Below are 22,916 nucleotides of genomic sequence, written 5' to 3'. Positions count from 1 at the left end.
GTCCGGTCTCAGCCGCGGTCCAGCCCCACTTCCTGCAGCACCGTGGTCGCGATCTCCTCGATCGACTTGGTGGTGCTGGACAGCCACGAAATCCCCTCGCGGCGCATCATGCGCTCGGCCTCGGCCACTTCGTAGCGGCATTGCTCCAGCTGGGCGTAGCGGCTGTTGGGACGGCGTTCGTTGCGCACCTCGGCCAGCCGCTCGGGCTGGATCGACAGGCCGAACAGCTTGGCGCGGTGCGGCGTGATGGTCGAGGGCAGGGTGCCGCGCTCGAAATCGTCGGGCGTGAGCGGGAAATTGGCCGCCTTGATGGCGTATTGCATGGCCAGGTACAGGCTGGTAGGCGTCTTGCCGCAGCGCGATACGCCCACCAGGATCACGTCGGCCTGGTCCAGCTGGTTGACGAACTGGCCGTCGTCGTGCGCCAGGCTGAAGTTGATTGCATCGATCCGGTTGCGGTATTTTTCCGAATTGGCCAGCATGTGCGAGCGGCCGATGGAATGGCTGGATTTCAGGCCGAGGGCCTGCTCGATATGGCTGACGAAGGTGCCGAACAAGTCCAGGAACACGCCGTTCGCCTGGCGAACACGGGCCAGCATGTCCGGGTTGACCAGGGTGCTGAACACGATGGGCGGGACGCCCGCTTCCTGGGCGCTGCGGTCGATCCGCATGGCGACTTCTGCGGCTTTTTCCAGCGTGTCGACGAAGGGCAGCCGCACCGGCTTGAATTCGACGCCCTCGAATTGCGAAAGCACCGACTGGCTGAAGGTTTCTGCGGTGATGCCGGTGCTGTCGGAAACGATGTAAACCGTGCGTACGATCGAGGTAGATGTCATGTGTAAAAAATTCCAACCAGGCCGATGGCCGGATGTACTCGACCGAGTACAATCAGGCCCCTATAAGTCACCCCAAGGGCGGTCCAAGGCCAGTTTGGTCAGCGCGTAAAAACACGGCAGGGCAGGGTTGCCGCGTTCGCTTTCTACGCATTGACCAAACTCGCTTTCATTCCATTGTAAAAGGTGACTTCAATGTCGTATGTTGTTTTGTTCGAGCAGCTCCGCATGACGGACGTGGACTCGGTAGGAGGCAAGAACGCATCACTAGGCGAAATGATCAGTCAGCTGTCCGGCGCGGGCGTGCGCGTGCCGGGCGGCTTCGCCACGACCGCGGATGCCTTCCGCGACTTCCTCAAGGCTTCGGGCCTGGACAAGCGCATCGCTGAGCGCCTTAGCACGCTGAACCCCGAAGACGTCCGCGAGCTGGCCAACGCCGGCGCGCAGATCCGCCAATGGATCGTCGAAGCGCCGTTCTCGGCCGAATTCGAAAAGCAGATCCGCGACGCCTTCGCCAAGCTCGACGCCGACGGCAAGGGCTCGTTCGCCGTGCGTTCGTCCGCCACCGCCGAAGACCTGCCCGATGCGTCCTTCGCCGGCCAGCAGGAAACCTTCCTCAACGTGGTCGGCATCGATGACGTGCTGGACAAGATCCGCCACGTGTTCGCCTCGCTGTACAACGACCGCGCCATTTCCTATCGCGTGCACAAGGGCTATGCCCACGCCGACGTCGCGCTGTCGGCCGGCATCCAGCGCATGGTGCGCTCCGACAAGGGCAGCGCCGGCGTGATGTTCACCATCGACACCGAATCGGGCTTCCAGGACGTGGTGTTCATCACCTCGTCGTACGGCCTGGGCGAGACCGTGGTGCAGGGCGCCGTCAACCCCGACGAGTTCTACGTCTTCAAGCCCACGCTGGCCCAGGGCCATTTCCCCATCGTCGGCCGCCGCATCGGCTCCAAGCTCATCAAGATGGAGTTCGACCCCGAGCGTCCCGAAGGCCGCGCCGTGCGCACCGTCGACGTGCCGGTGTCCGAGCGCAACCGCTACTCGCTGACCGACGACGAGGTCAATGAACTGGCCCGCTACGCCGTCATCATCGAGAAGCACTACGGCCGCCCCATGGACATCGAATGGGGCCGCGACGGCGTCGACGGCAAGATCTACATCCTGCAGGCGCGTCCGGAAACCGTGAAGTCGCAACAGGGTGCCGCCGACGTGCAGCAGCGCTACCGCCTGAAGGCCACCGGCCAGGTCCTGATCACCGGCCGCGCGATCGGCCAGAAGATCGGTTCGGGTCCGGTGCGCGTGGTCGGCGACATCTCCGACATGGACAAGGTCCAGCCGGGCGACGTGCTGGTCACCGACATGACGGACCCCAACTGGGAGCCCGTGATGAAGCGCGCCTCCGCGATCGTGACCAACCGCGGCGGCCGCACCTGCCACGCGGCCATCATCGCGCGCGAGCTCGGCATTCCGGCCGTGGTCGGCTGCGGCAACGCGACCGACGTGCTGAAGGAAGGCCAGGCCGTGACCGTCTCCTGCGCCGAAGGCGACGAAGGCCGGATCTACGACGGCCTGATCGAGACCGAGGTCGAGGAAGTGCGCCGCGGCGAAATGCCCGCCATCGACCTGAAGATCATGATGAACGTGGGCAACCCGCAACTGGCCTTCGACTTCGCCCAGATCCCCAACGGCGGCGTCGGCCTGGCGCGCCTGGAATTCATCATCAACAACAACATCGGCATCCACCCGAAGGCGGTGCTGGACTACCCGAACGTCGACGGCGAACTGAAGAAGGCCGTGGAATCGGCGGCCCGCGGGCACGCCAGCCCGCGCGCGTTCTTCGTCGAGAAGATGGCCGAAGGCGTGGCCACCATCGCCGCGGCCTTCTATCCGAAGCCCGTCATCGTGCGCATGTCGGACTTCAAGTCCAACGAGTACCGCAAGCTGGTCGGCGGTTCGCGCTACGAGCCCGAGGAAGAGAACCCCATGCTGGGCTTCCGCGGCGCGTCGCGCTACATCGCCGACGACTTCGCCGAGTGCTTCCGCATGGAATGCGAGGCGCTCAAGAAAGTGCGCGACGAAATGGGCCTGACCAACGTCGAGATCATGGTGCCCTTCGTGCGCACGCTGGGACAGGCCGAGCGCGTGGTCAACCTGCTGGCCAAGCATGGCCTGGCCCGCGGCGAGAACGGCCTGAAGCTCATCATGATGTGCGAAGTCCCGTCCAACGCGATCCTGGCCGACGAGTTCCTGCAGTACTTCGACGGCTTTTCGATCGGCTCGAACGACATGACCCAGCTGACCCTGGGCCTGGACCGCGATTCCGGCATGGAACTGCTGGCCGCTGATTTCGACGAGCGCGACGACGCCGTGAAGTTCATGCTGCGCCGCGCGATCAAGGCCTGCCTGGCCGCCAACAAGTACGTGGGTATCTGCGGCCAGGGCCCCAGCGACCACCCCGACTTCGCGCAGTGGCTGAAGGACGAAGGCATCCTGTCGATGTCGCTCAACCCGGACACGGTTGTGGACACCTGGCAGCGCCTGGCCAAGAACTGATCGGATCGCCGGTTTGAGAAACCCCGCGTCCCCCTTTGGGGGGCGCGGGGTTTTTTTTGGATGCTGCCGGCTGAGGCTGAGCATGGATTTGCCCGCCGCGTGATCCCGGAACGGGTGTGGTTTTTTATTTGGCGATGCCTAGGAACACCGCCATGCAACGCTCGACTTCCAGCAGTGTGTCGGCCTCAATATGGCCAAAGACCCGTCCGAGCTTGTCGCGGCGCACCGTCACGGCCTTGTCCACCATGATTTGAGAAGCTTGTCGAAGGCCGTTCTGCGGGCTCGGCGTGACCGTGACGCGAAGCAGCGGGGCGTCGACCGTGCTGCTGGTTACGGGTAGCACGGTTACGCTTTCATGGGCGTTGAAGAGGTCGGACTGAACGATCAAAGCCGGACGGGGCTTGCCGAAGTCCCCCTGGATGGCGACCGGCACAAGATCTCCCCGGTGCATCAAGCCTTCCAGCCATCCAGATCGGATACGGCTTCGTCCAGAAAGCGCTGCGTGTCTGCGTCCTTGGCGTCGGCCGCGGCAGCCGCGATGGACTGACGCCGACATTCTTGCGCGAAATCGGGCCGCCGCGTGTCGGGCACCCAGATCTGGACGGGCCGCAGCCCGGCGGCGCGCAGCGCCGCGCGGCGCTTGTTGACGCGGGCGCTTGCATCGGTCGTCGGCATGATGATCTCCCTGTTGCCTGAAAGCATAGGGCCGGATCTGCGCGGCATGCAACACCGGGCTTCAGGGCAGGGCAAATATAGGTCGATTGGCTGCCCGCCTACGCCGCCTGCGCTTCGCGCGCGATCAGTTCGCGCTTGCGGTCTATGCCCCAGCGGTAGCCGGCCAGGGAGCCGTCGGTGCGCACCACGCGATGGCAGGGGATGGCCAGGGCGATGTTGTTGGTCGCGCAGGCGCGGGCCACGGCGCGCACGGCTTGCGGCGAGCCGATGCGCCGGGCGATGTCGGTGTAGGTGGCGGTTTCGCCCACGGGGATCTCGCGCAGCGCCTCCCACACGCGGCGCTGAAAGGCGGTGCCTCGCACGTCCAGCGGCAGGTCCAGCCCGCGCGAGGGGTCTTCGACGAAGCCCACGACGGCCGCCACCCAGCGTTCGAACTCGGCGTCGGCCCCGATCAGGCGCGCGGCCTTGAAGCGGTCCTGCAGGTTGCGCACCAGTTGTTCGGGATCGTCGTGCAGGGCGATTTCGCAGATGCCGGTATCGCTGGCGGCCACCAGCAGGGCGCCGAGCGCGCACTGCGCGACCGCGAAGCGGATGTCCACGCCCGCGCCGTTGTTGCGAAAGGCGGTGGGCGTCATGCCGAGGATGGCGGGCGCGGCTTCGTAGAAGCGGCCGCTGGAATTGAAGCCGGCCTCGTACATGGCGTCGGTGACGCTGGCGCTTTGCTCCAGCTGCCGGCGGGCGCGGCTGGCGCGCAGCGCCGTGGCGTAGGCCTTGGGGGTGACGCCGGTGGCCGCCTTGAATACGCGGTGGAAGTGAAAGCGGCTCATGCCGGCCTGTTCGGCCAGCGTGGCCAGGTCCGGCGGCTGCTCCGATTCGAGCGCGCGGCAGGCGCGCTCGATGGCGGCGGCGTGCTGGGTGCCCAGGGAGGCGGCTTGGTTCGCGGCTTGGTTCATCTGGAACTCCTGACGGATGCGCGGATCGCGCGCTTGAACGTATGGTCCCAAGACCCGCGCCGCGCCGCACTCCGGTTGTTGCGCGGACCGGCGCCTAGGCGTAGACCTCCAGGAAGCGGCGCAGCAACCCGCCGGCCACGGGCGTGGCGCGCACGTTGGCCGACAGGCCGGGCACGTCCAGGTTTTCGGCCGCATAGCGGCGGCCGAAACGCTCGAGGTGGGCGCGCACGAACTCGGGGCCGAATTCCGGGTGGAACTGGGTGGAGAACACGTTGCGGCCGATCCGGATCATCTGGTGGTCGTCCAGGTCCGAGCGCGCCAGCACGGCGGCGCCGGGCGGCGGTTGCAGCACGGTCTGCGCGTGCAGCATCTGGGCCGGGAAGGTGGAGGGCAGGCCGGCCAGCAGGCGGTCGCCGGCGGCCGGCGGCAGCAGTTCGACGGTCTGCGTGCCGACCTCGCGGCCGGCCGGGTTGTAGCCCACCTTGCCGCCTAGCGCATGGGCCAGCAGCTGGTGGCCGTAGCACACGCCGAACATGGGCAGTCCGGCCGTGGCGGCCGCGCGCAGCCAGGCGGCGGTGTCTTCGCTCCAGGGTTCCAGGTCGGTCACCATCGCGGGCGAGCCGGTGATGAGGGCGGCGCGGTAGCTGGCCGGCGCGCGCGGCTGCCGGCCTTCATGCACGGCCACGATTTCCATCGTGTCGGGGGTCAGGCCGGCGGCCTGCGCGAGCTGGTCGGCATAGCCGCCGAACTGGCTTTTGAGCGTGTCGTCCGGATCGCCGGTGTGCAGGATCAGGACGGGAAGAGAGGAAGGCATTGCGGCGGTCATTGGGCTTTGCGTAAGTGGTGCGGATCACGGGCCCCGCTGGGTCCGCGCCGCCAGCACACATCATAATCCAGCGCAATTGTTCCCGATGCCCGACGCCTCTGCCGTTACGTCTCGGAAATACGTACAATCCCGCGCAGGGACTCCTCCTTGGGGGCTCGTTCTTTTGGGCGTACGAAACTATGTGGATATGGCTGGGACTGGCCGCGCTGGCCCTGATCGGAGAATTGGCGACCGGAACGTTCTACTTGCTCCTGGTGGCCTTGGGGCTGGCGGCGGGCGGGGTGGCCGCATGGTTCGGCGCCGCCCTGCAATGGCAGCTGGTGGCCTGCGGCGTGGTGCTGCTGGCGGGCCTGCTGGTGCTGCGCAAGACCCGTGTGCTGAAGCAGCGCGGGCTGGACGCGGCGCGCAACGCCGACGTCAATCTGGATATCGGCCAGACGGTGGTGGTTGAGAGCTGGTCCGATAACGGCACGGCGCGCGTCTGGTACCGCGGCGCGCACTGGCAGGCCGAACTGGCCCGCGGCCAGGCGCCCCGGGCCGGCGAACAGATCATCACCGAAATGCGCGGCTCCATCCTGGTGCTGACCCCCAAGCACACCGGCGGGCCGGCCTGAGGCCGGCGCGGCATACGTACTTACAGAGAGAGGCTTTCGAATCATGATCGACACGTCCACCATCGTCCTCGTCGTCATCGTCGCGCTGGCGATACTGATCGTCATCAAGGCGATCGCCATCGTGCCCCAGCAGCACGCCTGGGTGGTCGAGCGCCTGGGCAAGTTCGACCGGGTCCTGTCGCCGGGCGCGGGCTTCGTGATCCCGTTCATCGAGCGCGTGTCGTACAAGCACTCGCTCAAGGAAATCCCGCTGGACGTGCCCAGCCAGATCTGCATCACGCGCGACAATACCCAGCTGCAGGTGGACGGCGTGCTGTACTTCCAGGTGACCGACCCGATGCGGGCGTCCTATGGTTCGTCGAACTATATTTCGGCCATCACGCAGCTGGCGCAGACCACGCTGCGTTCGGTCATCGGCAAGATGGAGCTGGACCGCACGTTCGAGGAGCGCGACGCGATCAACAGCAATATCGTGTCCTCGCTGGACGAGGCCGCGCTGAACTGGGGCGTGAAGGTGCTGCGCTACGAGATCAAGGACCTGACCCCGCCCAACGAGATCCTGCGCGCCATGCAGGCGCAGATCACCGCCGAGCGCGAAAAACGCGCGCTGATCGCGGCATCCGAGGGCCGCCGCCAGGAACAGATCAACATCGCCACCGGCGAGCGCGAGGCCGCGATCGCCCGCTCCGAGGGCGAGAAGCAGGCGCAGATCAACCAGGCGCAGGGCGAGGCCGCGGCGGTGCTGGCGATCGCCGAGGCCACCGCCAAGGCCATTACCCAGGTGGCCGGGGCGGTGCAGCAGCCCGGCGGCATGGAGGCCGTGAACCTCAAGGTGGCCGAGCGCTACGTGGAAGCGTTCGGCAACGTGGCCAAGGAAGGCAATACGCTGATTCTGCCGTCCAACCTGTCGGACGTGGGCGGCATGATCGCCTCGGCCATGACCATCGTGAAGTCCGCCAACCGCAACGGCTGAGAACCGCGCCTGCCGGCGCCCGGACGATGATCGCTCCCGTCAACCTGCTATTGGTGGCGGCGCTGGCGGGACTGCTGGCGCTGTGCGTGCTCGGCTCGCTGGCGCGCAGCGGCATGGCCGGCATCAAGCAAACCATAGGCAGCAGCCTGCTGACGCTGCTGGCGTTCGGCGCGTTCTCGCTGCAGGCCGTCGGCGGTCCCCTGTTCATCTCGGTGATCCTGGCCAACGCGGCCGTGGCCCTGGCGCTTTGCGCCTATTACGCGGGCCTGTGCCGGCTGGTCGGGCAACCGGTGCCCAGGCGCCGCATGGCGCTGGGCGCCGGCGCCACGCTGCTGGTGCTGGCCGCCTACACGTATATCGAGCCGCAGATCGGGGCCCGCATGGTGGCGATGTCGATCCTGATGGCGGGCTTCATGCTGGCCATCGCCGTGACGGTCGGACGCGGCATGCCGTCGAACCGGTCGCGCTACAGCTACCACTTCGTGCGCGTGGTCGCGCTGGCGTCCGCCCTGGTGTGCGCCGCGCGCGCCGTGGTGTACCTGCTGGACATCGCCGAGCCGCAGGCGCTGCTGGTGCCCACCGCCTGGAATATCGTGTTCATGACGCTGGGCGTGCTGACCATGCCTTGCCTGACGCTGGGCACCATCATGATCATCCACGACCGCATGCTGGCCGAGCGCGAGCAGGAGGCCAACACCGATTTCCTGACCGGGCTGATGTCGCGCAAGGCGTGGTGGCTGCAGGCCGAGCGCTATTGCGCGCAGGCGCTGCGCACGCGCCGTCCGCTGTCGCTGCTGTTGCTGGACATCGATCATTTCAAGCGCATCAACGACACGCGCGGCCATGCGGCCGGCGACGCCGTGCTGCGCCATTTCGGCCTGCTGGCCACGGCCACGCTGCGCACCGGCGATCACGTGGGCCGGGTCGGCGGAGAGGAGTTCGCGGTGCTGTTTCCCGACCTGCGCAGCGAGGCGGTGATGGAGGTGGCGGCGCGCCTGCTGGAATCGGTGCGGCGCACGCCGTGCGCGCACGGCGGCAGTTCGATTTCGTATACGTTCAGCGCCGGCGTGGCGGAATGGATGCCGGGCGAAGGCCTGCAGGCGTTCTTCGAGCGCGCCGACGGCAAGCTCTATGCCGCGAAGGCGGCGGGGCGCAACCGCATCGTGGGGCCGGCGGGCGAGGGCGAGCCGGCGCCGCTGCCCGCGGCCGCCTGAATCAGTCGTCCTTGCCGCGGCGCGGGGCGCGGGTGTCGTGCTTCATCATGCGCTCTTTCTCGCGCTGCCAGTCTTTTTCGCGCGCGGTGTCGCGCTTGTCGTAGAGCTTCTTGCCGCGGCCCAGCGCGAAATCGAGCTTGATGCGCCCGTTCTTGTAATGCAGGTTGAGCGGCACCAGCGTGTAGCCGCGCTGCTCGACCTTGCCGATCAGCTTGCTGATTTCCTCGGCCTTGAGCAGCAGCTTGCGCGTGCGCATGGCGTCGGGGTGGATGTGCGTGGAGGCCGTGGGCAGCGGACTGACGTGCATGCCCAAGAGGTAGAGCTCGCCGTCGCGCACGATGACATAGCTTTCCTTGAGCTGCACGCGGCCATCGCGGATCGCCTTGACTTCCCAGCCTTGCAGCACCAGGCCGGCCTCGTAGCGGTCTTCGATGAAATAGTCGTGCGTGGCCTTGCGATTGTCGATAATGCTCATAATGCCTTGGGGGCGCGTTTGGCCGACCGGGGTAGCCCTCGATTAGCCGGGGTGCCGGCGGTGCCGGTAAAATCCCGCCATTCTAGCCATTTGCGATAGCCGATGCACAAAGTACAACGATCCGTCCTGGTACCTTACAGCGCCGCCCAGATGTTCGACCTGGTCGCCGACGTGGAGAAGTACCCCGAGTTCATGCCCTGGTGCGGCGGCGCCGAGGTGCAGACGCGGGACGAGCATGGCATGCAGGCTTCCATCCTGATCAGCTTCGCGGGCATGAAGCAGCGCTTCACCACGCGCAATACCCATGCCTATCCCGACCGCATCGACCTGGAGCTGGTGGACGGTCCGTTCTCCAGCCTGGTGGGGCACTGGGTGTTCCAGCCGCTGGCCGACGACGCCTGCAAGGTGCTGTTCACGTTGGAATACGCGTTCTCGAACCGGGCGCTGGAGATGGTGGTGGGGCCGGTGTTCAACCGCATCGCCACCAGCTTCATCGATTCCTTCACCAAGCGCGCGCAGGCCAAGTATGGCGAATGAGCCGGCCGCCGCCTGTCTGAGCGTCAGCGTCAGCGTCTGCTACGCCTTGCCGGGCCACGTCTGGATGCGGGAGCTGCGCCTGCCGGCCGGCGCCACCGTGGCCGACGCGCTGGCGGCCAGCGGCTTCGCCGCGGCCTTTCCGGTGGTCCAGCCCTGGGAACGCGGCGTGGGCATCTTCGGCCGCGCCACCGAGCCCCAGGCCCGGCTGGCCGACGGCGACCGCGTCGAGATCTACCGCGGCCTGAGCTTCGATCCCAAGGAATCGCGCCGCCGCCGCGCCGAGCACCGGCGCGCCAAGACCGCCAGGAACGGACGCATCCGCCCGGCCGGCCTGCTGTAGGGAACGGCGGCCGGCGCCCTGAAGCGCAAGTTAGCGTTGCTACGGACTTACGTTTACGTTAACGTCATGTCAAAATCGACATACCGGGGCCGGCGCCGCCAGCAATGCCGGCAGACAATACCGACTACAGGAGACAGGCTGTGGATTTGGAACTGAGCGACGAACAGCGGGCCTTCGCGCAGGCCGCGCGCGATTACGCGGAGGGCGAACTCGCCCCCAACGCGGCGCGCTGGGACGCCGAGGGCATCTTCCCGCGCGAGGCCTTCGCCCGGGCCGGCGAAATGGGCTTTTGCGCGATCTACGCCAGCGAGGACATCGGCGGCCTGGGGCTGCCGCGCCTGGACGCCACGCTCGTGTTCGAGGAAATGGCGGCGGTCGACCCGTCCACCACGGCCTTCCTGACCATACACAACATGGCCACCTGGATGGTGGGCAACTGGGGCCAGCCGGCCCTGCGCGAGGCCTGGGGGCCGCTGCTGGCCAGCGGCCAGAAGCTCGCCTCGTACTGCCTGACCGAACCCGGCGCGGGCTCGGACGCCGCGTCGCTGTCGACCCGCGCCCAGCGCCAGGGGGATGACTACATCGTCAACGGCGCCAAGGCCTTCATTTCCGGCGGCGGCGACACCGACCTGCTGGTGGTGATGGCGCGCACCGGCGGCGAGGGCGCCGGCGGCATCAGCTCCTTCGCCATCCCCGCCGACAGCGAGGGCATCAGCTACGGGCGCAAGGAAGAAAAAATGGGCTGGAACAGCCAGTCCACGCGTCCCATCACGTTCGAGAACGTGCGCGTGCCGGCCGCCAACATGCTGGGCCAGGAGGGCGACGGCTTCAAGATCGCCATGAAGGGCCTGGACGGCGGGCGCATCAACATCGGCACCTGCTCGGTGGGCGCAGCCCAGGGCGCGCTGGACGCCGCCCGCCGCTACATGGACGAGCGCCGCCAGTTCAACCGCCGCCTGGCCGAATTCCAGGCGCTGCAGTTCAAGCTGGCCGACATGGCCACGCACCTGGTGGCGGCCCGCCAGATGGTGCGCCTGGCCGCATGCAAGCTGGACGCGGGCGCGCCCGATGCGGCCACCTACTGCGCCATGGCCAAGCGGTTCGCCACCGACATGGGCTTCCAGATCTGCCTGGACGCGCAGCAGATCCATGGCGGCTACGGATACCTGCGGGACTATCCCTTGGAGCGTCTGGTGCGCGATACTCGCGTTCATCAGATTCTGGAAGGGACCAACGAGATCATGCGCGTGATCGTCGCCCGCCAATTGTTGGAAAAAGGAGCCGACATAAGATGAACGCACCGGTGCTGTTCGAAGAAAAAACCGCTGCCAATGGAACGCGTTTCGGGATCGCGACACTGAATTCGCCGCAGACCCTCAACGGCCTGTCGCTGGAGATGGTGGATGCGCTGGCCGCGCAGCTCGATGCCTGGGCCAATGATCCGGGCGTGGTCCTGGTGGTGCTGCAGGGCGCCGGCGAAAAGGCCTTCTGCGCCGGCGGCGACCTGCACGGGCTGTACCGCAGCATGCGCGAGAACGCGGGCCGGCCCGGTTCCGACAACGCCTACGCGCGGCGCTTCTTCGAGCACGAGTACCGGCTTGACTACCGCATCCACACGTACCCCAAGCCGGTGCTGTGCTGGGGCCACGGCATCGTCATGGGCGGCGGCATCGGCCTGATGATGGGCGCCAGCCACCGCGTGGTCAGCGAGACCTCGCGGCTGGCGATGCCGGAAGTCACCATCGGCCTGTTCCCGGACGTGGGCGGCAGCTGGCTGCTGAACCGCATGCCGGGGCGCACCGGCCTGTTCCTGGCGCTGACCGGCGCCAACATGAACACGTCCGACGCTTTTTTCGCGGGGCTGGCGGACTTCCGCCTGAACCACGCCGACTGGCCCAGGCTGCTGGAATCGCTGCAGGAACAGCCCTGGGCCGGCGCGGCCGACGACGGCCTGGCGCCGCGCTCCATCAACGACGGCCTGCTGCGCCGCGCGCTGGCCGCGCTGGAGCCGCAGACCCCGCTCGAACCGGGCCCGCTGCGCCAGCATTCGTTCCTGATCAACAGCCTGTGCAGCGGCAACCGGCTCGACGACATCCACGAGGAGCTGGCCGCGCTGAAAGACCACGAGGACCCGTGGCTGGCGCGCGCCGCGGCGACGATGCTGGCGGGCTCGCCGGGCTCGGTGCGCCTGTCGTTCGCGCTGCAGCAGCGCATGCGGGCGCGTTCGCTGGAAGACGTGCTGCGCGCCGAATACATCGCGGCGCTGGCCTGCACCGCGCACGGCGATTTCGCCGAAGGCATACGCGCGCTGCTGATCGACAAGGACAAGAAGCCGCGCTGGAATCCGGCCACGCTGCAGGAGGCCAGCGAGGCCTGGGTCGAGAAGTTCTTCGAAGACCCCTGGCCCGAAGGCGAGCCGCATCCGCTGGCGGACCTGGGACAGCAAGGGCGCTAGTCGCGTCCCGTCCCGGCGCCGGCCGGCCCGCCGCGCAGCACACGATGATTTCACACCTATAGCAGCAGCAACAGGAGACAAGACATCATGAGCAGTATCGCGTTTATCGGATTGGGCAATATGGGCGCGCCCATGGCATTGAACCTGGTCAAGGCCGGCCACAGCCTGACGGTCTTCGACCTGGTGCCGGCGGCCGTCAAGGCGCTGACCGACGCCGGCGCCAAGGCCGCCGCTTCCGCCGCCGAGGCGGTGCAGGGCGCCGAGGTGGTGATCTCGATGCTGCCGGCCAGCAAGCACGTCGAAGGGCTGTATCTGGACGGCGACCTGCTGGGCAAGATTTCCTCCAGCGCGCTGGTCATCGAATGCAGCACCATCGCGCCGGACTCGGCGCGCAAGGTGGCCCAGGCCGCCGAGGCGCGCGGCGTGGCGATGATCGACGCGCCGGTGTCCGGCGGCACCGGCGGGGCGGCCGCGGGCACGCTGACCTTCATCGTCGGCGGCCAGGCCGCGGCGCTGGAGCGCGCCCGTCCGATCCTGGAGAAGATGGGCAAGAACATCTTCCACGCGGGTCCGGCGGGCGCCGGCCAGGTGGCCAAGATCTGCAACAACATGCTGTTGGGCATCCTGATGGCCGGCACGTCCGAAGCGCTGGCGCTGGGCGTGGCCAACGGGCTGGACCCGAAGGTGCTGTCGGACATCATCGCCAAGAGCTCGGGCCGCAACTGGGCCACCGAGCTCTACAACCCCTGGCCCGGCGTGATGGATCACGCCCCGGCGTCCAAGGGCTATGCCGGCGGCTTCGGCGTGGACCTGATGCTCAAGGACCTGGGCCTGGCGGCCGAGGCGGCGCTGTCGGCGCGCGCCTCGATCCCGCTGGGCGAACTGGCGCGCAACCTGTATTCGCTGCACAGCGCCGGCGGCTCGGGCCGGCTGGACTTCTCCAGCATCGTCAACCTGCTCAAGCGCGAGCCGGACTGACATGGCGCAGCCCCAGGCATCGGACTGCCCGGCCTCGCGGGTCCAGGCCAGCTTCGCCCGGCAGAGCATCATGGCGCTGCTGGGCGCGGACCTGGACGTGGTGGAGCCGGGGCGGGTCGACATCGTCCTGCCGTACCGGGCCGATCTGTGCCAGCAGAACGGCTTCCTGCACGCGGGCATTTCCACCACCATCGCCGACAGCGCCGGCGGCTACGCCGCCTACACGCTGTTCGAACCCGGCGAGGACGTGCTGACCTCGGAGTTCAAGATGAACTTCCTGGCGCCCGCCAAGGGCGATCGCTACGTGGCCAGCGGCCGCGTGGTCAAGCCCGGCAAGCGCCTGTCGATCTGCCAGGTCGAGGTGCATGCCTACGAAGGCGAGCAGGCCACGCTTTGCGTGATAGGCTTGCTTACCGCGGTGCGCGTGACGCCGCGCTGAATCCTGCTTGCGGCGGACCCGTCCACACGAGGGCCGCCGCAAGGTTTGTCGCGCGTAGCATGGGTATCTGGCAATGCCTCCTAGAGAACATCATCGGATTTTCCGCGCCAACTGGCTGCGCGCCGCGGTGCTGGGCGCCAACGACGGCATCGTTTCCACGGCCAGCCTGATCTCCGGCGTCGCGGCCGCGCAGGCCTCGCACGGCGCCATCCTGACTTCCGGGCTGGCCGGCCTGGTGGCCGGGGCGCTGTCCATGGCCGCCGGTGAATACGTGTCGGTGCGGTCCCAGGCCGACACCGAGGCCGCCGACCTGCGGCTGGAGCAGCGCTCGCTCAAGCGCAATTCCAGCGAGGAACTGGCCGAACTGATCGATATCTATGTCTCGCGCGGGCTGACCCGCGACCTGGCGGCGCAGGTGGCCGGCCAGCTGACCAGCCACGACGCGCTCGACGCGCACGCGCGCGACGAACTGGGGATCTCCGTGCACAACCGCGCGCGGCCGGTGCAGGCCGCGGTGGCTTCGGCCGTGTCGTTCGCCGGCGGCGCGGCGCTGCCGCTGGTGGTGGCGGCGGTGGCGCCCCTGCCGCAGCTGGTGGGCTGGGTCATAGGCGCGTCGGTGGCCTGTCTGGCCGGATTGGGGGCGCTGGCCGCCGGCGCCGGGGGCGCGCCCAAGGGACCGGCCGCGCTGCGGGTGACGATCCTGGGCGCCCTGGCGATGGCGGCGACCGCGGGGGTCGGCGCGCTGTTCGGCGTGGCGGTCTAGGGCGTGATGGAATAAGGCAGGTCGGCGGGCGCGATGCGCGGGCCGTCGGCCGCGCCCAGGCGCAGGTCGCCTTGCGGCAGCGCCGCCAGCGTGGTTTCGAACAGCACCGAGACCACGCCCTGCGCGCTGGCGGCATCGACGATGCGGCCGGTGGGCTCGCCGGGCTGGCTGGCGTCGTAGACGTCCTGGCCGGCCAGCGACGCGCCCTCGGCGCCGGCGACGGTGCCGTACGCCATGCGCCGCTTGACCGTGCCGCGGTAATGGCTGCGCGCCACCACTTCCTGGCCGGGATAACAGCCCTTGGTGAAACTGACGCCTTCGATCAGGTCCAGGTTGACCGTCTGCGGAATGAAAACGTCCTGCGTGGCGGCGGTGATCCACGGGATGCCCGCGGCCAGGTCGGCGGCATGCCATTGCGCGGCCGGCGCCAGTCCGAGGACCTCGGCCAGCGCGCCCGACTGCTGCAGCTGCTCGTCAGAGGCGATCCACCACCAGCGCAGCCGCGCGTCGGCCGAGGGCGCGGCGATCCAGGTGCCGGAGGGGAGTTCCGCGCGCTGCCACGGCGTGCGCGGCAGCGCGCCGGCGGCGGCTTCCAGCGCGGCGGCCTGTTCGGCCGTGGCCAGCACGCCGGCCACGGACAGCGGCGCGGGCGCCAGCTTGACCTTGGCGCGCAGCACGAACATCGACAGGCGCTTGAGGAGGGCCTGGGCCAGGTCCCGGCGCACCAGGCCATAGAGCCGGGGGGCGTCGTCGGTTTGCGCGGCGGGCGCCAGCCACATCACCAGCGTGGCCAGCAACCGGCCCTTGGCCGTGCAGTAGCCGGCCAGGCGGGCGGCGTCGGCGGGCAGGCCGGTGACGTCCTGGGTCAGCTGGCCGTGCAGGAAGGTGAGGGCGTCGGCGCCGGAGGCGGCGAAGACCTGGAAATCATCGAGCGGCGCGCATTGCGCGCAACCTTCGGCGCGCGCGGGAATCGAAGAATAGAAAGCATGCATGGCGGCGGCGTTATCGCATCATCAAAGTGCAGATGATAGCCGCCTTCCCCTCGGGGCAGGGCCATGCCCGCGCCGCGCGCAGGGACGGACGGCGCGCTCCGGCCCCGCTTTTGGCGCGACAGGGCCGCGCGATCAATTAAACTTCCGGGACTTATGAAGAAGCGACTCTTTTTTTACGTCTTGTGGTTCTTCCTGCTGGTCGTGCTGGCCGCCGCGGGCGCGGTCGGCTCGGCCTGGTACTGGATGCACCGCCCCATCGCGCTGGCGGCCGACAAGATCGATTTCGTGGTGGACCCGGGCAGCAGCCCGCGCACCGTCGCGCGCACGCTGAACCAGGCCGGCGTGCCGGTGTGGGAGCCGGGTTTCGTCTGGATGGCGCGGCTGTCCGAACTGGACAAGCAGATGAAGGCCGGCGGCTACCAGGCCCATAATGGCGACTCGCCGTGGCGCCTGCTGCAGCGCCTGGCCCGCGGCGACATGACGCAGCGCCAGATCACCTTCGTGGAAGGTTGGACCTATCGCCAGATCCGCCAGGCGCTGCGCGCCAATCCCGACGTCAAACAGACGCTGGACGGCGTCTCCGACGAGGCGCTGATGGAGCGCCTGGGCTCTTCCATCAAGCATCCGGAAGGGCTGTTCTTCCCCGACACCTACATCTTCACGCCGGGCAGCACCGACTTCGACCTGCTGCGCCGCGCGTACGAGGAAGGCCAGCGCATCCTGCAGGACACCTGGGCCCAGCGCCAGCCCGACCTGCCGGTCAAGACCGCCTACGAGGCGCTGGTGCTGGCCTCCATCGTCGAAAAGGAAACCGGCCACGGTCCGGACCGCCGCCGCGTGGCCGGCGTGTTCACCAACCGCCTGAAGGTCGGAATGCTGCTGCAGACCGATCCCACCGTGATCTACGGCATGGGCGAGGCCTACCAGGGCCGCATCCGCAAGCGCGACCTGCAGACCGACACGCCGTGGAACACCTATACGCGCCCGGGCCTGCCGCCCACGCCCATCGCGGCGGCCGGCCGGGCGGCGCTGCTGGCCGCGGTGCAGCCCGAGCAGCACAAATTCCTGTACTTCGTGTCGCGCGGCAACGGGACCAGCGAATTCTCGGCCAGCCTGTCCGAGCACAACCGCAATGTCTCGCGCTACGTCCTGGGCCAGGGCCGCAATGCCGCGCCCGGCCCCGAACCGGCCGCGCCGGCCGCGCCGGCCGCGCAGCAAGCCGCACAACCCCCCGCACCAGAACCCGAACAAGGACCAGACCAATGACCTCGCGTGGACGCTTCATTACGCTGGAGGGCGTCGACGGCGCGGGCAAGAGCACGCATACCGTCTGGATCGCCGACTTCCTGCGCGCGCAGGGCCTGGAGGTGGTGTCCACGCGCGAACCGGGCGGCACGCCGCTGGGCGAGAAGCTGCGCGCCTTGCTGCTGGCCGATCCCATGGGGCTGGACACCGAGACCCTGCTGATGTTCGCGGCCCGCTGCGAGCACCTGCGCCAGGTGATCGAGCCGGCGCTGGCGCGCGGGGCCTGGGTCGTGTGCGACCGCTACACCGACGCCAGCTACGCCTACCAGGGCGGCGGGCGCGGCCTGGGCGCCGGGCGCGTGGCCGCGCTGGAAGACTGGATGCAGGCGGGCCGGCCCGACCGCACCTGGCTGTTCGACGTGCCGCTGGAAGTGGCGCGGGCGCGGCTGGCCGACTCGCGCGAGCCGGACCGTTTCGAGCGCGAGGGCGCGGCCTTTTTCGAACGCACCCGCGCGGCCTACCATGCGCGCGCGGCCGCCGAACCGGACCGCATCCGCATCGTCGATTCGACCCGCCCGATCGCCGAGGTGCGCGCCCGGCTCGAGGCCGGGCTGCGCGAACTGCTGGAGCAGGCGGCATGAACGCCGCCCGCAACGCTCAGGACGCGGCCGCGCAGGGCGGCGACGGCGCGGTCTCCAACGCGCCGCAGTTCCTGCCGTGGCAGATGGACACGGCGCGCGCCTGGCTGGGCAACCGCGACCGTTTCGCCCATGCCTGGCTGGTGCATGGCCTGGCCGGCATCGGCAAGCTGGACTTCGCGGTGGCCGCGGCCGCCAGCCTGCTGTGCGAGGCGCCCGAGCACGGCCTGGCCTGCGGACGCTGCGCCGCGTGCGCCTGGTTCGCCAGCGGCAACCATCCCGACCTGCGCCGCATCCGGCCCGAGGCCATCGCGCTGGAGGAGGGTGCCGACGCCGCCGAGCCCGCCGAAGACGCGGAGCCGGCCGCCGGCGCCAGCAAGCGCGCGCCGTCCAAGGAAATCCGCATCGACCAGATCCGCTCGCTGGAGTCCTGGTTCAACACCGCCACGCACCGCGGCGGCTGGCGCGTGGCGCTGCTGTATCCGGCCCACGCGCTCAACGTGGTGTCGTCCAACGCCTTGCTCAAGGTGCTGGAAGAGCCGCCGCCGCACACGGTTTTCCTGCTCGTGGCCGACGCGCCGGACCGCCTGCTGCCCACGCTGGTGTCGCGCTGCCGGCGTCTGCCGCTGCCGGCGCCCGATCCGGATACGGCCCTGCAATGGCTGCGCGGGCAGAACGTCGAGCCGGCGCGCGAATGGCTGGCGGCCGCCGGCGGCGCCCCGCTGGCCGCGCTGCGCCTGGCGCAGTCGGGCGCCACCGCCTGCCCGGCCTGGCTGGGGCAGCTGGTCGCGCCGCTGGCCAGCGGCCAGGCGCCCGACGTGGGCACCCTGGCCGAGTCCCTGGAGAAGGTGGCGGCCAGCGAATGGATCGACGCCTTGCAGCGCCTGTACACCGACCTGATGCTGGCCGGCGCGGGCGCGCCCGCCCGGTATTTCCCGTCGCTGGCCGAGGGCGTCGCGCAGGTCGCAAAACGCATGAACCCGGTCAAGGTGGCCGAGGGCGCGCGCTGGCTCACGCGTCAGCGCGCCCTGGCCACCCATCCCTTGAACGCCAAGCTGTTCGCCCACGCCGCCCTGCAGCGCGTGGTGCTATCCTGCCAGGCGTAAGCCCTTGATCCGGCGGCGCTTTGCCCGGCTGCGGGCGGGGCGCCGCGGTCCTTTATCCGATTCACCATGTACGTCGATTCTCACTGCCATCTGAACTTTCCGGAGCTCGCCGCCGATCTGCCCGCCATCCTCGAGCGCATGGCCGCCAACCAGGTGACCCATGCGCTGGTCGTCAGCGTCAACATGCCCGAATGGCCCTCGCTGATGTCGCTGGTCGAACCGCAGCCCAATCTGTGGGCCTCGGTGGGCGTGCATCCCGATTACGAAGACACGCCGGACCCGTCCGTGGACGAACTGGTGCGCCTGTCGGCAAATCCCAAGGTCGTGGCCATCGGCGAGACCGGGCTCGACTACTACCGCCTGTCGGAGCCGCTGGACTGGCAGCGCGAGCGTTTCCGCTGCCATATCCGGGCCGCGCGCGAGACCGGCCTGCCGCTCATCGTGCATACCCGGGCCTCGGCCGAGGACACGGTGCGCGTGCTGCGCGAAGAGCAGGCGGCCGAGGTGGGCGGGGTGATGCACTGCTTCACCGAGAACTGGCAAGTGGCCCAGGCCGCGCTGGACCAGAACTTCTATATTTCGCTGTCGGGCATCGTCACGTTCAAGAACGCCCAGGTGGTGCATGAAGTTGCCGCCAAGGTGCCGCTGGACCGCCTGCTGATCGAAACCGATTCGCCGTACCTGGCGCCGGTGCCGTACCGCGGCAAGCTCAACGATCCGTCCAAGGTCATTCACGTGGCCGAGAAGATCGCGGACCTGCGAGGCATACCGGTGGCCGAGGTGGCGCGTGCATCGACCGATAATTTCTTCCGTCTTTTCAATAAGATAAAGAAATAATTGAATCTATTTTATTTAAAGTAAATTCTAGGATATCCATGGCTATCAGTGTCGCTTCCGCTCATCGGACCGTGTTGACGTGCAGCCGCGCCGCGCTGCTGGCGCTGGCGCTCGGGCTGGCCGCGCCGGGTGCGCAGGCGGCCAATCCCGGCGACTGGTGGGTCTATGTCGCCAACGACTATCCCGACGATATCCGCGACCTGCTCAAGCAGGGCGCCGATCCCAACGTGCGCTACAAGAACGGCCAGCCGGCGCTGATGCGCGCGGTAGTCGACGGCGCCTGGAAGGTGTTCGACGTGCTGGCGGCCGACAAGCGCACCGACGTGAACGCGGAGAACCCCGCGGGCGAGACGCCGCTGATGTACCTGGCCATCGTCGGGCAGACCGACCGGGCCAAAAAGCTCATCGCGCGCGGCGCCAAGGTCAACCGCCTGGGCTGGACGCCGCTGCATTACGCGGCCTCCAAGGGTCAGATGGAGATGGCGCGCCTGCTGCTGGCGCAGCACGCCATGCCCAACGCGCCCGCGCCCAACGGCGAGACGCCGCTGATGATGGCCGCGCTGTCGGGCCGCAGGCCCATGGTCGAGCTGCTGCTGAAATCCGGCGCCGACGTGGGCACCCGCGACACCAAGGGCCAGACCGCGGCCGACTGGGCCCGTACCGGCAAATCCACCGCGCTGGCCGCGCAGCTGGACAAGCTGATCGCGCAGCAGGACGAAGCCCGCAGCAGGCGCCGCGCGGGGGTGGAGGCCGCGCCTGCCGCCGAGGCTCCAGCCGCGCCCGCGCCCGCGCCGGCGGCCGAAGCGCAGGCTCCCGCGGCATCGTCGGGCGCCGTCCAAGGCGTCTCGGGCCTGAAGCTGAACAATTACGACGAGCCCGCAGCGCCTTGACGCCGCGTCGCCGGGAGCGCGAGACATGACGACCGGAGAATTCGACAAAAGCCTGTGGAAGGCGCGCGACGACAGCGCCGAACAGGGCGATACGCGGCGCCTGGCGCACATCGTGGCGCCGGCCGCCGGGCAGGAAGTCCGCGACGGCGAAGCGGTGCTGCTGGGCTTTGCCTGCGACGCCGGCGTGGCGCGCAACCAGGGCCGCGTCGGCGCCGCCGGCGGGCCGGCCGGCATCCGCAAGTTCCTGGCCGGGCTGCCCGCGCACGGGCTGGCGCGCCTGCTGGACGCCGGCGACGTGGTGTGCAAGGGCGACCGCCTGGAAGAGGCCCAGGAGCGTCTGGGTCTGCGCGTGGCGGAGCTGCTGGGGCAGGGGGCGCGTCCGGTGGTGCTGGGCGGCGGCCACGAGATCGCCTGGGGCAGCTTCCAGGGCCTGGCCCGCTGGCTGCAGGCGCGCGCCGATGCCGGCCCGGTGCTGGTGCTGAACCTGGACGCGCATTTCGACCTGCGCACCGGACGGCCGGGCAGTTCGGGCACGCCTTTCGACCAGATCCTGCGCGACTGCGAGGCGCGCGGCCAGTCGCTGCAATACGCCTGCCTGGGCGTTTCGCGGCTGGCCAACACGCCGGCGCTGTATGCCCGGGCCGCCGAGACCGGGGCCTTCTGGGTCGAGGACCGCGAGATGCAGGAGCGGCACCTGGAGGCCAGGCTGGCCGACGTGGACGGCCTGCTGCGCGGGGCTGCCCACGTCTACCTGACCATAGACCTGGACGTGCTGCCGGCCGCCGTCATGCCGGGCGTCTCCGCGCCCGCGCCCTATGGCGTGCCGCTGCCGGTGGTCGAGGAAATCGCGCTGCGGGTCAAGGCCAGCGGCAAGCTGCGCCTGGCCGACATGGCCGAATACAACCCGGCCTTCGACATCGACGGCCACGGCGCGCGCGCGGCCGCGCGGCTGGCCTGGCAGCTGCTTGCGGCCTGACGGCCGGGCGGGCTCGCTTCGGGAGGCGGCTTTCTTTCGGGAAAGCCGCCTTTTTGCATTGGCGCCCCGGGGTCGCGGCGGGCAGGGCATCGGGCTGGACGGGCGCAGTGCGGCGGCTTAGGATAGGACCAGATCAGGTCCGGGCTTGCGACCCGTTCGACATCCGCAACACAAATATGTCCCCATTAAATATTTTTCATATTAAATTGGGGACGCTATATTTTTCGTGGATAAAATGGCGCAACTCAGTCAGGAGAGCATGCTCATGTCTCAAACTCCCACCCACGCCTTGCCGTCGTACCTGAATGCCGATGACCTCGGCCCCTGGGGTAATTACCTGCAACAAGTCGATCGGGTCACCCCGTATCTCGGTTCTCTGGCGCGGTGGGTCGAAACCCTGAAGCGCCCGAAGCGTTCGCTGATCGTCGACGTGCCCATCGAGCTCGACAACGGCAGCGTCGCCCACTTCGAGGGCTATCGCGTCCAGCACAACACCTCGCGCGGCCCGGGCAAGGGTGGCGTGCGTTTCCACCAGGACGTGACGCTGTCCGAGGTGATGGCGCTGGCGGCCTGGATGTCGATCAAGAACGCCGCGGTCAACCTGCCGTACGGCGGCGCCAAGGGCGGCGTGCGCGTCGATCCGCGCAAACTGTCGCAATCCGAGCTCGAGCGCATCACGCGCCGCTACACCTCCGAGATCGGCGTCATCATCGGGCCGTCCAAGGACATTCCCGCGCCCGACGTGAACACCAACGCCCAGACCATGGCCTGGATGATGGACACGTACTCCATGAACGAAGGCGCCACCGCCACCGGCGTGGTCACCGGCAAGCCGATCGCGCTGGGCGGCAGCCTGGGCCGGGTCGAAGCCACGGGCCGCGGCGTGTTCGTGGTGGGCTGCGAAGCCGCCCGCGACCTGAACATCGACGTCTCCAAGGCGCGCGTGGTGGTGCAGGGCTTCGGCAACGTGGGCGGCACCGCCGCCCGCCTGTTCCATGAAGCCGGCGCCAAGGTCATCGCCGCGCAGGACCACACCGGCACGGTGCACAACGCCGAAGGCCTGGACGTGCACAAGCTGCTGTCGCACGTGTCGCAGCACGGCGGCGTGGGCGGCTTCTCCGGCGGCCAGGCCATGGACAAGGACGAATTCTGGACGCTGGAAACCGAATTCCTGATCCCGGCCGCCCTGGAAAGCCAGATCACCGCCGAAAACGCGCCCAAGGTGCGCGCCAAGATCGTGGTCGAAGGCGCCAACGGCCCGACCACGCCGGAGGCCGACGACATCCTGGCCGAACATGGCGTGTACGTGGTGCCGGACGTGCTGGCCAACGCCGGCGGCGTGACCGTCAGCTACTTCGAATGGGTGCAGGACTTCTCCAGCTTCTTCTGGAGCGAGGACGAGATCAACCTGCGTCTCGAACGCATCATGCGCGAGGCCTACGCGGCCGTGTCGCAGGTGGCGCGCGAGCACAAGGTCACGCTGCGCACGGCGGCGTTCATCGTCGCCTGCACGCGCATCCTGCAGGCGCGCCAGGTGCGCGGCCTCTATCCCTGATACCGGCTTCGGCGGTGCGTCCCCGGACGCGCCCCGAGGA

General features: G+C 68.7%; 25 protein-coding genes. 18 read left to right on the top strand and 7 right to left on the bottom strand.

Annotated elements, in window-relative coordinates:
• Positions 1 to 8: 8 nt before the first annotated feature.
• A complete protein-coding gene (gene ppsR / locus AC1IQ6_RS15175; RefSeq protein WP_102770961.1) occupies positions 9 to 836 on the bottom strand; it encodes a posphoenolpyruvate synthetase regulatory kinase/phosphorylase PpsR in 828 nt (275 codons plus the stop codon).
• 192 nt (positions 837 to 1,028) lie between these two features.
• On the opposite strand from ppsR, the gene ppsA reads away from it, so the two are divergent.
• A complete protein-coding gene (gene ppsA / locus AC1IQ6_RS15170) occupies positions 1,029 to 3,395 on the top strand; it encodes a phosphoenolpyruvate synthase (RefSeq protein ID WP_102770962.1) in 2,367 nt (788 codons plus the stop codon).
• 124 nt (positions 3,396 to 3,519) lie between these two features.
• Here the strand turns inward: ppsA and AC1IQ6_RS15165 are convergent, their stop codons facing one another.
• The 4 genes from AC1IQ6_RS15165 to AC1IQ6_RS15150 all read right to left on the bottom strand — a co-directional run bounded on the left by AC1IQ6_RS15165 (position 3,520) and on the right by AC1IQ6_RS15150 (position 5,849).
• Positions 3,520 to 3,846: a type II toxin-antitoxin system PemK/MazF family toxin gene (locus tag AC1IQ6_RS15165; protein WP_102770963.1), complete on the bottom strand. Its 327-nt coding sequence runs from the start codon at positions 3,844 to 3,846 to the stop codon at positions 3,520 to 3,522.
• On the bottom strand, positions 3,846 to 4,097 hold the full coding sequence (locus AC1IQ6_RS15160) for an antitoxin MazE family protein (protein ID WP_246842389.1): 252 nt from the start codon (positions 4,095 to 4,097) through the stop codon (positions 3,846 to 3,848). The genes AC1IQ6_RS15165 and AC1IQ6_RS15160 overlap by 1 nt, the downstream gene beginning before the upstream one ends.
• Before the next feature lie 71 nt (positions 4,098 to 4,168).
• Entirely contained in the window at positions 4,169 to 5,023 is an 855-nt protein-coding gene (locus AC1IQ6_RS15155) for a bifunctional transcriptional activator/DNA repair enzyme AdaA (protein ID WP_102770964.1), read from the bottom strand.
• Between the two features lie 94 nt (positions 5,024 to 5,117).
• Positions 5,118 to 5,849, bottom strand: a complete 732-nt coding sequence (locus tag AC1IQ6_RS15150) for a glutamine amidotransferase (protein WP_485864864.1) — start codon at positions 5,847 to 5,849, stop codon at positions 5,118 to 5,120.
• Positions 5,850 to 6,028: 179 nt separating this feature from the next.
• Here AC1IQ6_RS15150 and AC1IQ6_RS15145 point away from each other — a divergent pair, with 179 nt between their 5' ends.
• From AC1IQ6_RS15145 to AC1IQ6_RS15135, 3 genes are read left to right on the top strand one after another with little or no spacing between them, the layout of a single operon-like run.
• Positions 6,029 to 6,463, top strand: coding sequence for an NfeD family protein (locus AC1IQ6_RS15145; protein WP_111825264.1), 435 nt, complete (start codon positions 6,029 to 6,031; stop codon positions 6,461 to 6,463).
• A gap of 43 nt (positions 6,464 to 6,506) precedes the next feature.
• A complete protein-coding gene (locus AC1IQ6_RS15140) occupies positions 6,507 to 7,436 on the top strand; it encodes an SPFH domain-containing protein (RefSeq protein WP_111825263.1) in 930 nt (309 codons plus the stop codon).
• Between the two features lie 26 nt (positions 7,437 to 7,462).
• Complete coding sequence (locus AC1IQ6_RS15135) at positions 7,463 to 8,650, top strand: GGDEF domain-containing protein (RefSeq protein WP_102770968.1); 1,188 nt, start codon at positions 7,463 to 7,465, stop codon at positions 8,648 to 8,650.
• Position 8,651: 1 nt separating this feature from the next.
• Here the strand turns inward: AC1IQ6_RS15135 and smpB are convergent, their stop codons facing one another.
• Entirely contained in the window at positions 8,652 to 9,125 is a 474-nt protein-coding gene (gene smpB / locus AC1IQ6_RS15130; RefSeq protein ID WP_102770969.1) for an SsrA-binding protein SmpB, read from the bottom strand.
• Between the two features lie 102 nt (positions 9,126 to 9,227).
• On the opposite strand from smpB, the gene AC1IQ6_RS15125 reads away from it, so the two are divergent.
• The 7 genes from AC1IQ6_RS15125 (at position 9,228) to AC1IQ6_RS15095 (ending at position 14,637) form a co-directional block, all read left to right on the top strand.
• On the top strand, positions 9,228 to 9,662 hold the full coding sequence (locus tag AC1IQ6_RS15125; protein ID WP_102770970.1) for a type II toxin-antitoxin system RatA family toxin: 435 nt from the start codon (positions 9,228 to 9,230) through the stop codon (positions 9,660 to 9,662).
• Positions 9,652 to 10,002 (top strand): RnfH family protein, encoded by a 351-nt coding sequence (locus AC1IQ6_RS15120; RefSeq protein ID WP_485864863.1) that lies wholly within the window; start codon positions 9,652 to 9,654, stop codon positions 10,000 to 10,002. Before AC1IQ6_RS15125 ends, AC1IQ6_RS15120 begins: the two co-directional genes overlap by 11 nt.
• A 140-nt stretch (positions 10,003 to 10,142) precedes the next feature.
• A complete protein-coding gene (locus tag AC1IQ6_RS15115; protein WP_485864862.1) occupies positions 10,143 to 11,297 on the top strand; it encodes an acyl-CoA dehydrogenase family protein in 1,155 nt (384 codons plus the stop codon).
• A complete protein-coding gene (locus AC1IQ6_RS15110) occupies positions 11,294 to 12,457 on the top strand; it encodes an enoyl-CoA hydratase/isomerase family protein (protein WP_111825261.1) in 1,164 nt (387 codons plus the stop codon). Before AC1IQ6_RS15115 ends, AC1IQ6_RS15110 begins: the two co-directional genes overlap by 4 nt.
• A gap of 87 nt (positions 12,458 to 12,544) precedes the next feature.
• On the top strand, positions 12,545 to 13,435 hold the full coding sequence (gene mmsB, locus AC1IQ6_RS15105) for a 3-hydroxyisobutyrate dehydrogenase (RefSeq protein ID WP_102770974.1): 891 nt from the start codon (positions 12,545 to 12,547) through the stop codon (positions 13,433 to 13,435).
• Between the two features lies 1 nt (position 13,436).
• On the top strand, positions 13,437 to 13,874 hold the full coding sequence (locus tag AC1IQ6_RS15100; RefSeq protein ID WP_111825260.1) for a PaaI family thioesterase: 438 nt from the start codon (positions 13,437 to 13,439) through the stop codon (positions 13,872 to 13,874).
• A gap of 73 nt (positions 13,875 to 13,947) precedes the next feature.
• Positions 13,948 to 14,637 carry a VIT1/CCC1 transporter family protein gene (locus AC1IQ6_RS15095; protein ID WP_102770976.1) on the top strand — a complete coding sequence of 230 codons (690 nt, stop codon included), beginning with the start codon at positions 13,948 to 13,950 and terminating at the stop codon, positions 14,635 to 14,637.
• Here AC1IQ6_RS15095 and ygfZ read toward each other — a convergent pair.
• Entirely contained in the window at positions 14,634 to 15,629 is a 996-nt protein-coding gene (gene ygfZ, locus AC1IQ6_RS15090) for a CAF17-like 4Fe-4S cluster assembly/insertion protein YgfZ (RefSeq protein ID WP_485864861.1), read from the bottom strand. The two genes, AC1IQ6_RS15095 and ygfZ, sit on opposite strands and share 4 nt — an antisense overlap.
• A 153-nt stretch (positions 15,630 to 15,782) precedes the next feature.
• On the opposite strand from ygfZ, the gene mltG reads away from it, so the two are divergent.
• From mltG to AC1IQ6_RS15055, 7 genes are all read left to right on the top strand, one after another.
• A complete protein-coding gene (gene mltG, locus AC1IQ6_RS15085) occupies positions 15,783 to 16,895 on the top strand; it encodes an endolytic transglycosylase MltG (RefSeq protein WP_485864860.1) in 1,113 nt (370 codons plus the stop codon).
• Positions 16,892 to 17,515 carry a dTMP kinase gene (tmk, locus tag AC1IQ6_RS15080; RefSeq protein ID WP_102770979.1) on the top strand — a complete coding sequence of 208 codons (624 nt, stop codon included), beginning with the start codon at positions 16,892 to 16,894 and terminating at the stop codon, positions 17,513 to 17,515. Before mltG ends, tmk begins: the two co-directional genes overlap by 4 nt.
• A gap of 83 nt (positions 17,516 to 17,598) precedes the next feature.
• Positions 17,599 to 18,618, top strand: a complete 1,020-nt coding sequence (holB, locus tag AC1IQ6_RS15075; protein ID WP_485866575.1) for a DNA polymerase III subunit delta' — start codon at positions 17,599 to 17,601, stop codon at positions 18,616 to 18,618.
• Positions 18,619 to 18,684: 66 nt separating this feature from the next.
• Entirely contained in the window at positions 18,685 to 19,455 is a 771-nt protein-coding gene (locus AC1IQ6_RS15070) for a TatD family hydrolase (RefSeq protein ID WP_485864859.1), read from the top strand.
• Positions 19,456 to 19,493: 38 nt separating this feature from the next.
• The gene (locus AC1IQ6_RS15065) at positions 19,494 to 20,345 is read left to right on the top strand and encodes an ankyrin repeat domain-containing protein (protein WP_485864858.1); all 852 of its coding nucleotides are present in this window, start codon (positions 19,494 to 19,496) and stop codon (positions 20,343 to 20,345) included.
• 25 nt (positions 20,346 to 20,370) lie between these two features.
• Positions 20,371 to 21,321: a formimidoylglutamase gene (hutG, locus tag AC1IQ6_RS15060; RefSeq protein WP_485864857.1), complete on the top strand. Its 951-nt coding sequence runs from the start codon at positions 20,371 to 20,373 to the stop codon at positions 21,319 to 21,321.
• Positions 21,322 to 21,586: 265 nt separating this feature from the next.
• Positions 21,587 to 22,876 carry a Glu/Leu/Phe/Val family dehydrogenase gene (locus tag AC1IQ6_RS15055; RefSeq protein WP_102770983.1) on the top strand — a complete coding sequence of 430 codons (1,290 nt, stop codon included), beginning with the start codon at positions 21,587 to 21,589 and terminating at the stop codon, positions 22,874 to 22,876.
• The last annotated feature ends 40 nt before the right edge of the window (positions 22,877 to 22,916 follow it).

This window comes from Achromobacter sp. MUI-25009338 (assembly GCF_057359325.1).
This window is presented reverse-complemented; position numbering and strand designations above follow the sequence as displayed.

Excerpts from the sequence above, each read along its gene's own strand:
- ppsR (WP_102770961.1), bottom strand. The coding sequence starts at position 836 with ATGACATCTACCTCGATCGTACGCACGGTTTACATCGTTTCCGACAGC.
- ppsA (WP_102770962.1), top strand. The coding sequence starts at position 1,029 with ATGTCGTATGTTGTTTTGTTCGAGCAGCTCCGCATGACGGACGTGGAC.
- AC1IQ6_RS15165 (WP_102770963.1), bottom strand. The coding sequence starts at position 3,846 with ATGCACCGGGGAGATCTTGTGCCGGTCGCCATCCAGGGGGACTTCGGC.
- AC1IQ6_RS15160 (WP_246842389.1), bottom strand. The coding sequence starts at position 4,097 with ATGCTTTCAGGCAACAGGGAGATCATCATGCCGACGACCGATGCAAGC.
- AC1IQ6_RS15155 (WP_102770964.1), bottom strand. The coding sequence starts at position 5,023 with ATGAACCAAGCCGCGAACCAAGCCGCCTCCCTGGGCACCCAGCACGCC.
- AC1IQ6_RS15150 (WP_485864864.1), bottom strand. The coding sequence starts at position 5,849 with ATGACCGCCGCAATGCCTTCCTCTCTTCCCGTCCTGATCCTGCACACC.
- AC1IQ6_RS15145 (WP_111825264.1), top strand. The coding sequence starts at position 6,029 with ATGTGGATATGGCTGGGACTGGCCGCGCTGGCCCTGATCGGAGAATTG.
- AC1IQ6_RS15140 (WP_111825263.1), top strand. The coding sequence starts at position 6,507 with ATGATCGACACGTCCACCATCGTCCTCGTCGTCATCGTCGCGCTGGCG.
- AC1IQ6_RS15135 (WP_102770968.1), top strand. The coding sequence starts at position 7,463 with ATGATCGCTCCCGTCAACCTGCTATTGGTGGCGGCGCTGGCGGGACTG.
- smpB (WP_102770969.1), bottom strand. The coding sequence starts at position 9,125 with ATGAGCATTATCGACAATCGCAAGGCCACGCACGACTATTTCATCGAA.
- AC1IQ6_RS15125 (WP_102770970.1), top strand. The coding sequence starts at position 9,228 with ATGCACAAAGTACAACGATCCGTCCTGGTACCTTACAGCGCCGCCCAG.
- AC1IQ6_RS15120 (WP_485864863.1), top strand. The coding sequence starts at position 9,652 with ATGGCGAATGAGCCGGCCGCCGCCTGTCTGAGCGTCAGCGTCAGCGTC.
- AC1IQ6_RS15110 (WP_111825261.1), top strand. The coding sequence starts at position 11,294 with ATGAACGCACCGGTGCTGTTCGAAGAAAAAACCGCTGCCAATGGAACG.
- mmsB (WP_102770974.1), top strand. The coding sequence starts at position 12,545 with ATGAGCAGTATCGCGTTTATCGGATTGGGCAATATGGGCGCGCCCATG.
- AC1IQ6_RS15100 (WP_111825260.1), top strand. The coding sequence starts at position 13,437 with ATGGCGCAGCCCCAGGCATCGGACTGCCCGGCCTCGCGGGTCCAGGCC.
- AC1IQ6_RS15095 (WP_102770976.1), top strand. The coding sequence starts at position 13,948 with ATGCCTCCTAGAGAACATCATCGGATTTTCCGCGCCAACTGGCTGCGC.
- ygfZ (WP_485864861.1), bottom strand. The coding sequence starts at position 15,629 with ATGCATGCTTTCTATTCTTCGATTCCCGCGCGCGCCGAAGGTTGCGCG.
- mltG (WP_485864860.1), top strand. The coding sequence starts at position 15,783 with ATGAAGAAGCGACTCTTTTTTTACGTCTTGTGGTTCTTCCTGCTGGTC.
- tmk (WP_102770979.1), top strand. The coding sequence starts at position 16,892 with ATGACCTCGCGTGGACGCTTCATTACGCTGGAGGGCGTCGACGGCGCG.
- holB (WP_485866575.1), top strand. The coding sequence starts at position 17,599 with ATGGACACGGCGCGCGCCTGGCTGGGCAACCGCGACCGTTTCGCCCAT.
- AC1IQ6_RS15070 (WP_485864859.1), top strand. The coding sequence starts at position 18,685 with ATGTACGTCGATTCTCACTGCCATCTGAACTTTCCGGAGCTCGCCGCC.
- AC1IQ6_RS15065 (WP_485864858.1), top strand. The coding sequence starts at position 19,494 with ATGGCTATCAGTGTCGCTTCCGCTCATCGGACCGTGTTGACGTGCAGC.
- hutG (WP_485864857.1), top strand. The coding sequence starts at position 20,371 with ATGACGACCGGAGAATTCGACAAAAGCCTGTGGAAGGCGCGCGACGAC.
- AC1IQ6_RS15055 (WP_102770983.1), top strand. The coding sequence starts at position 21,587 with ATGTCTCAAACTCCCACCCACGCCTTGCCGTCGTACCTGAATGCCGAT.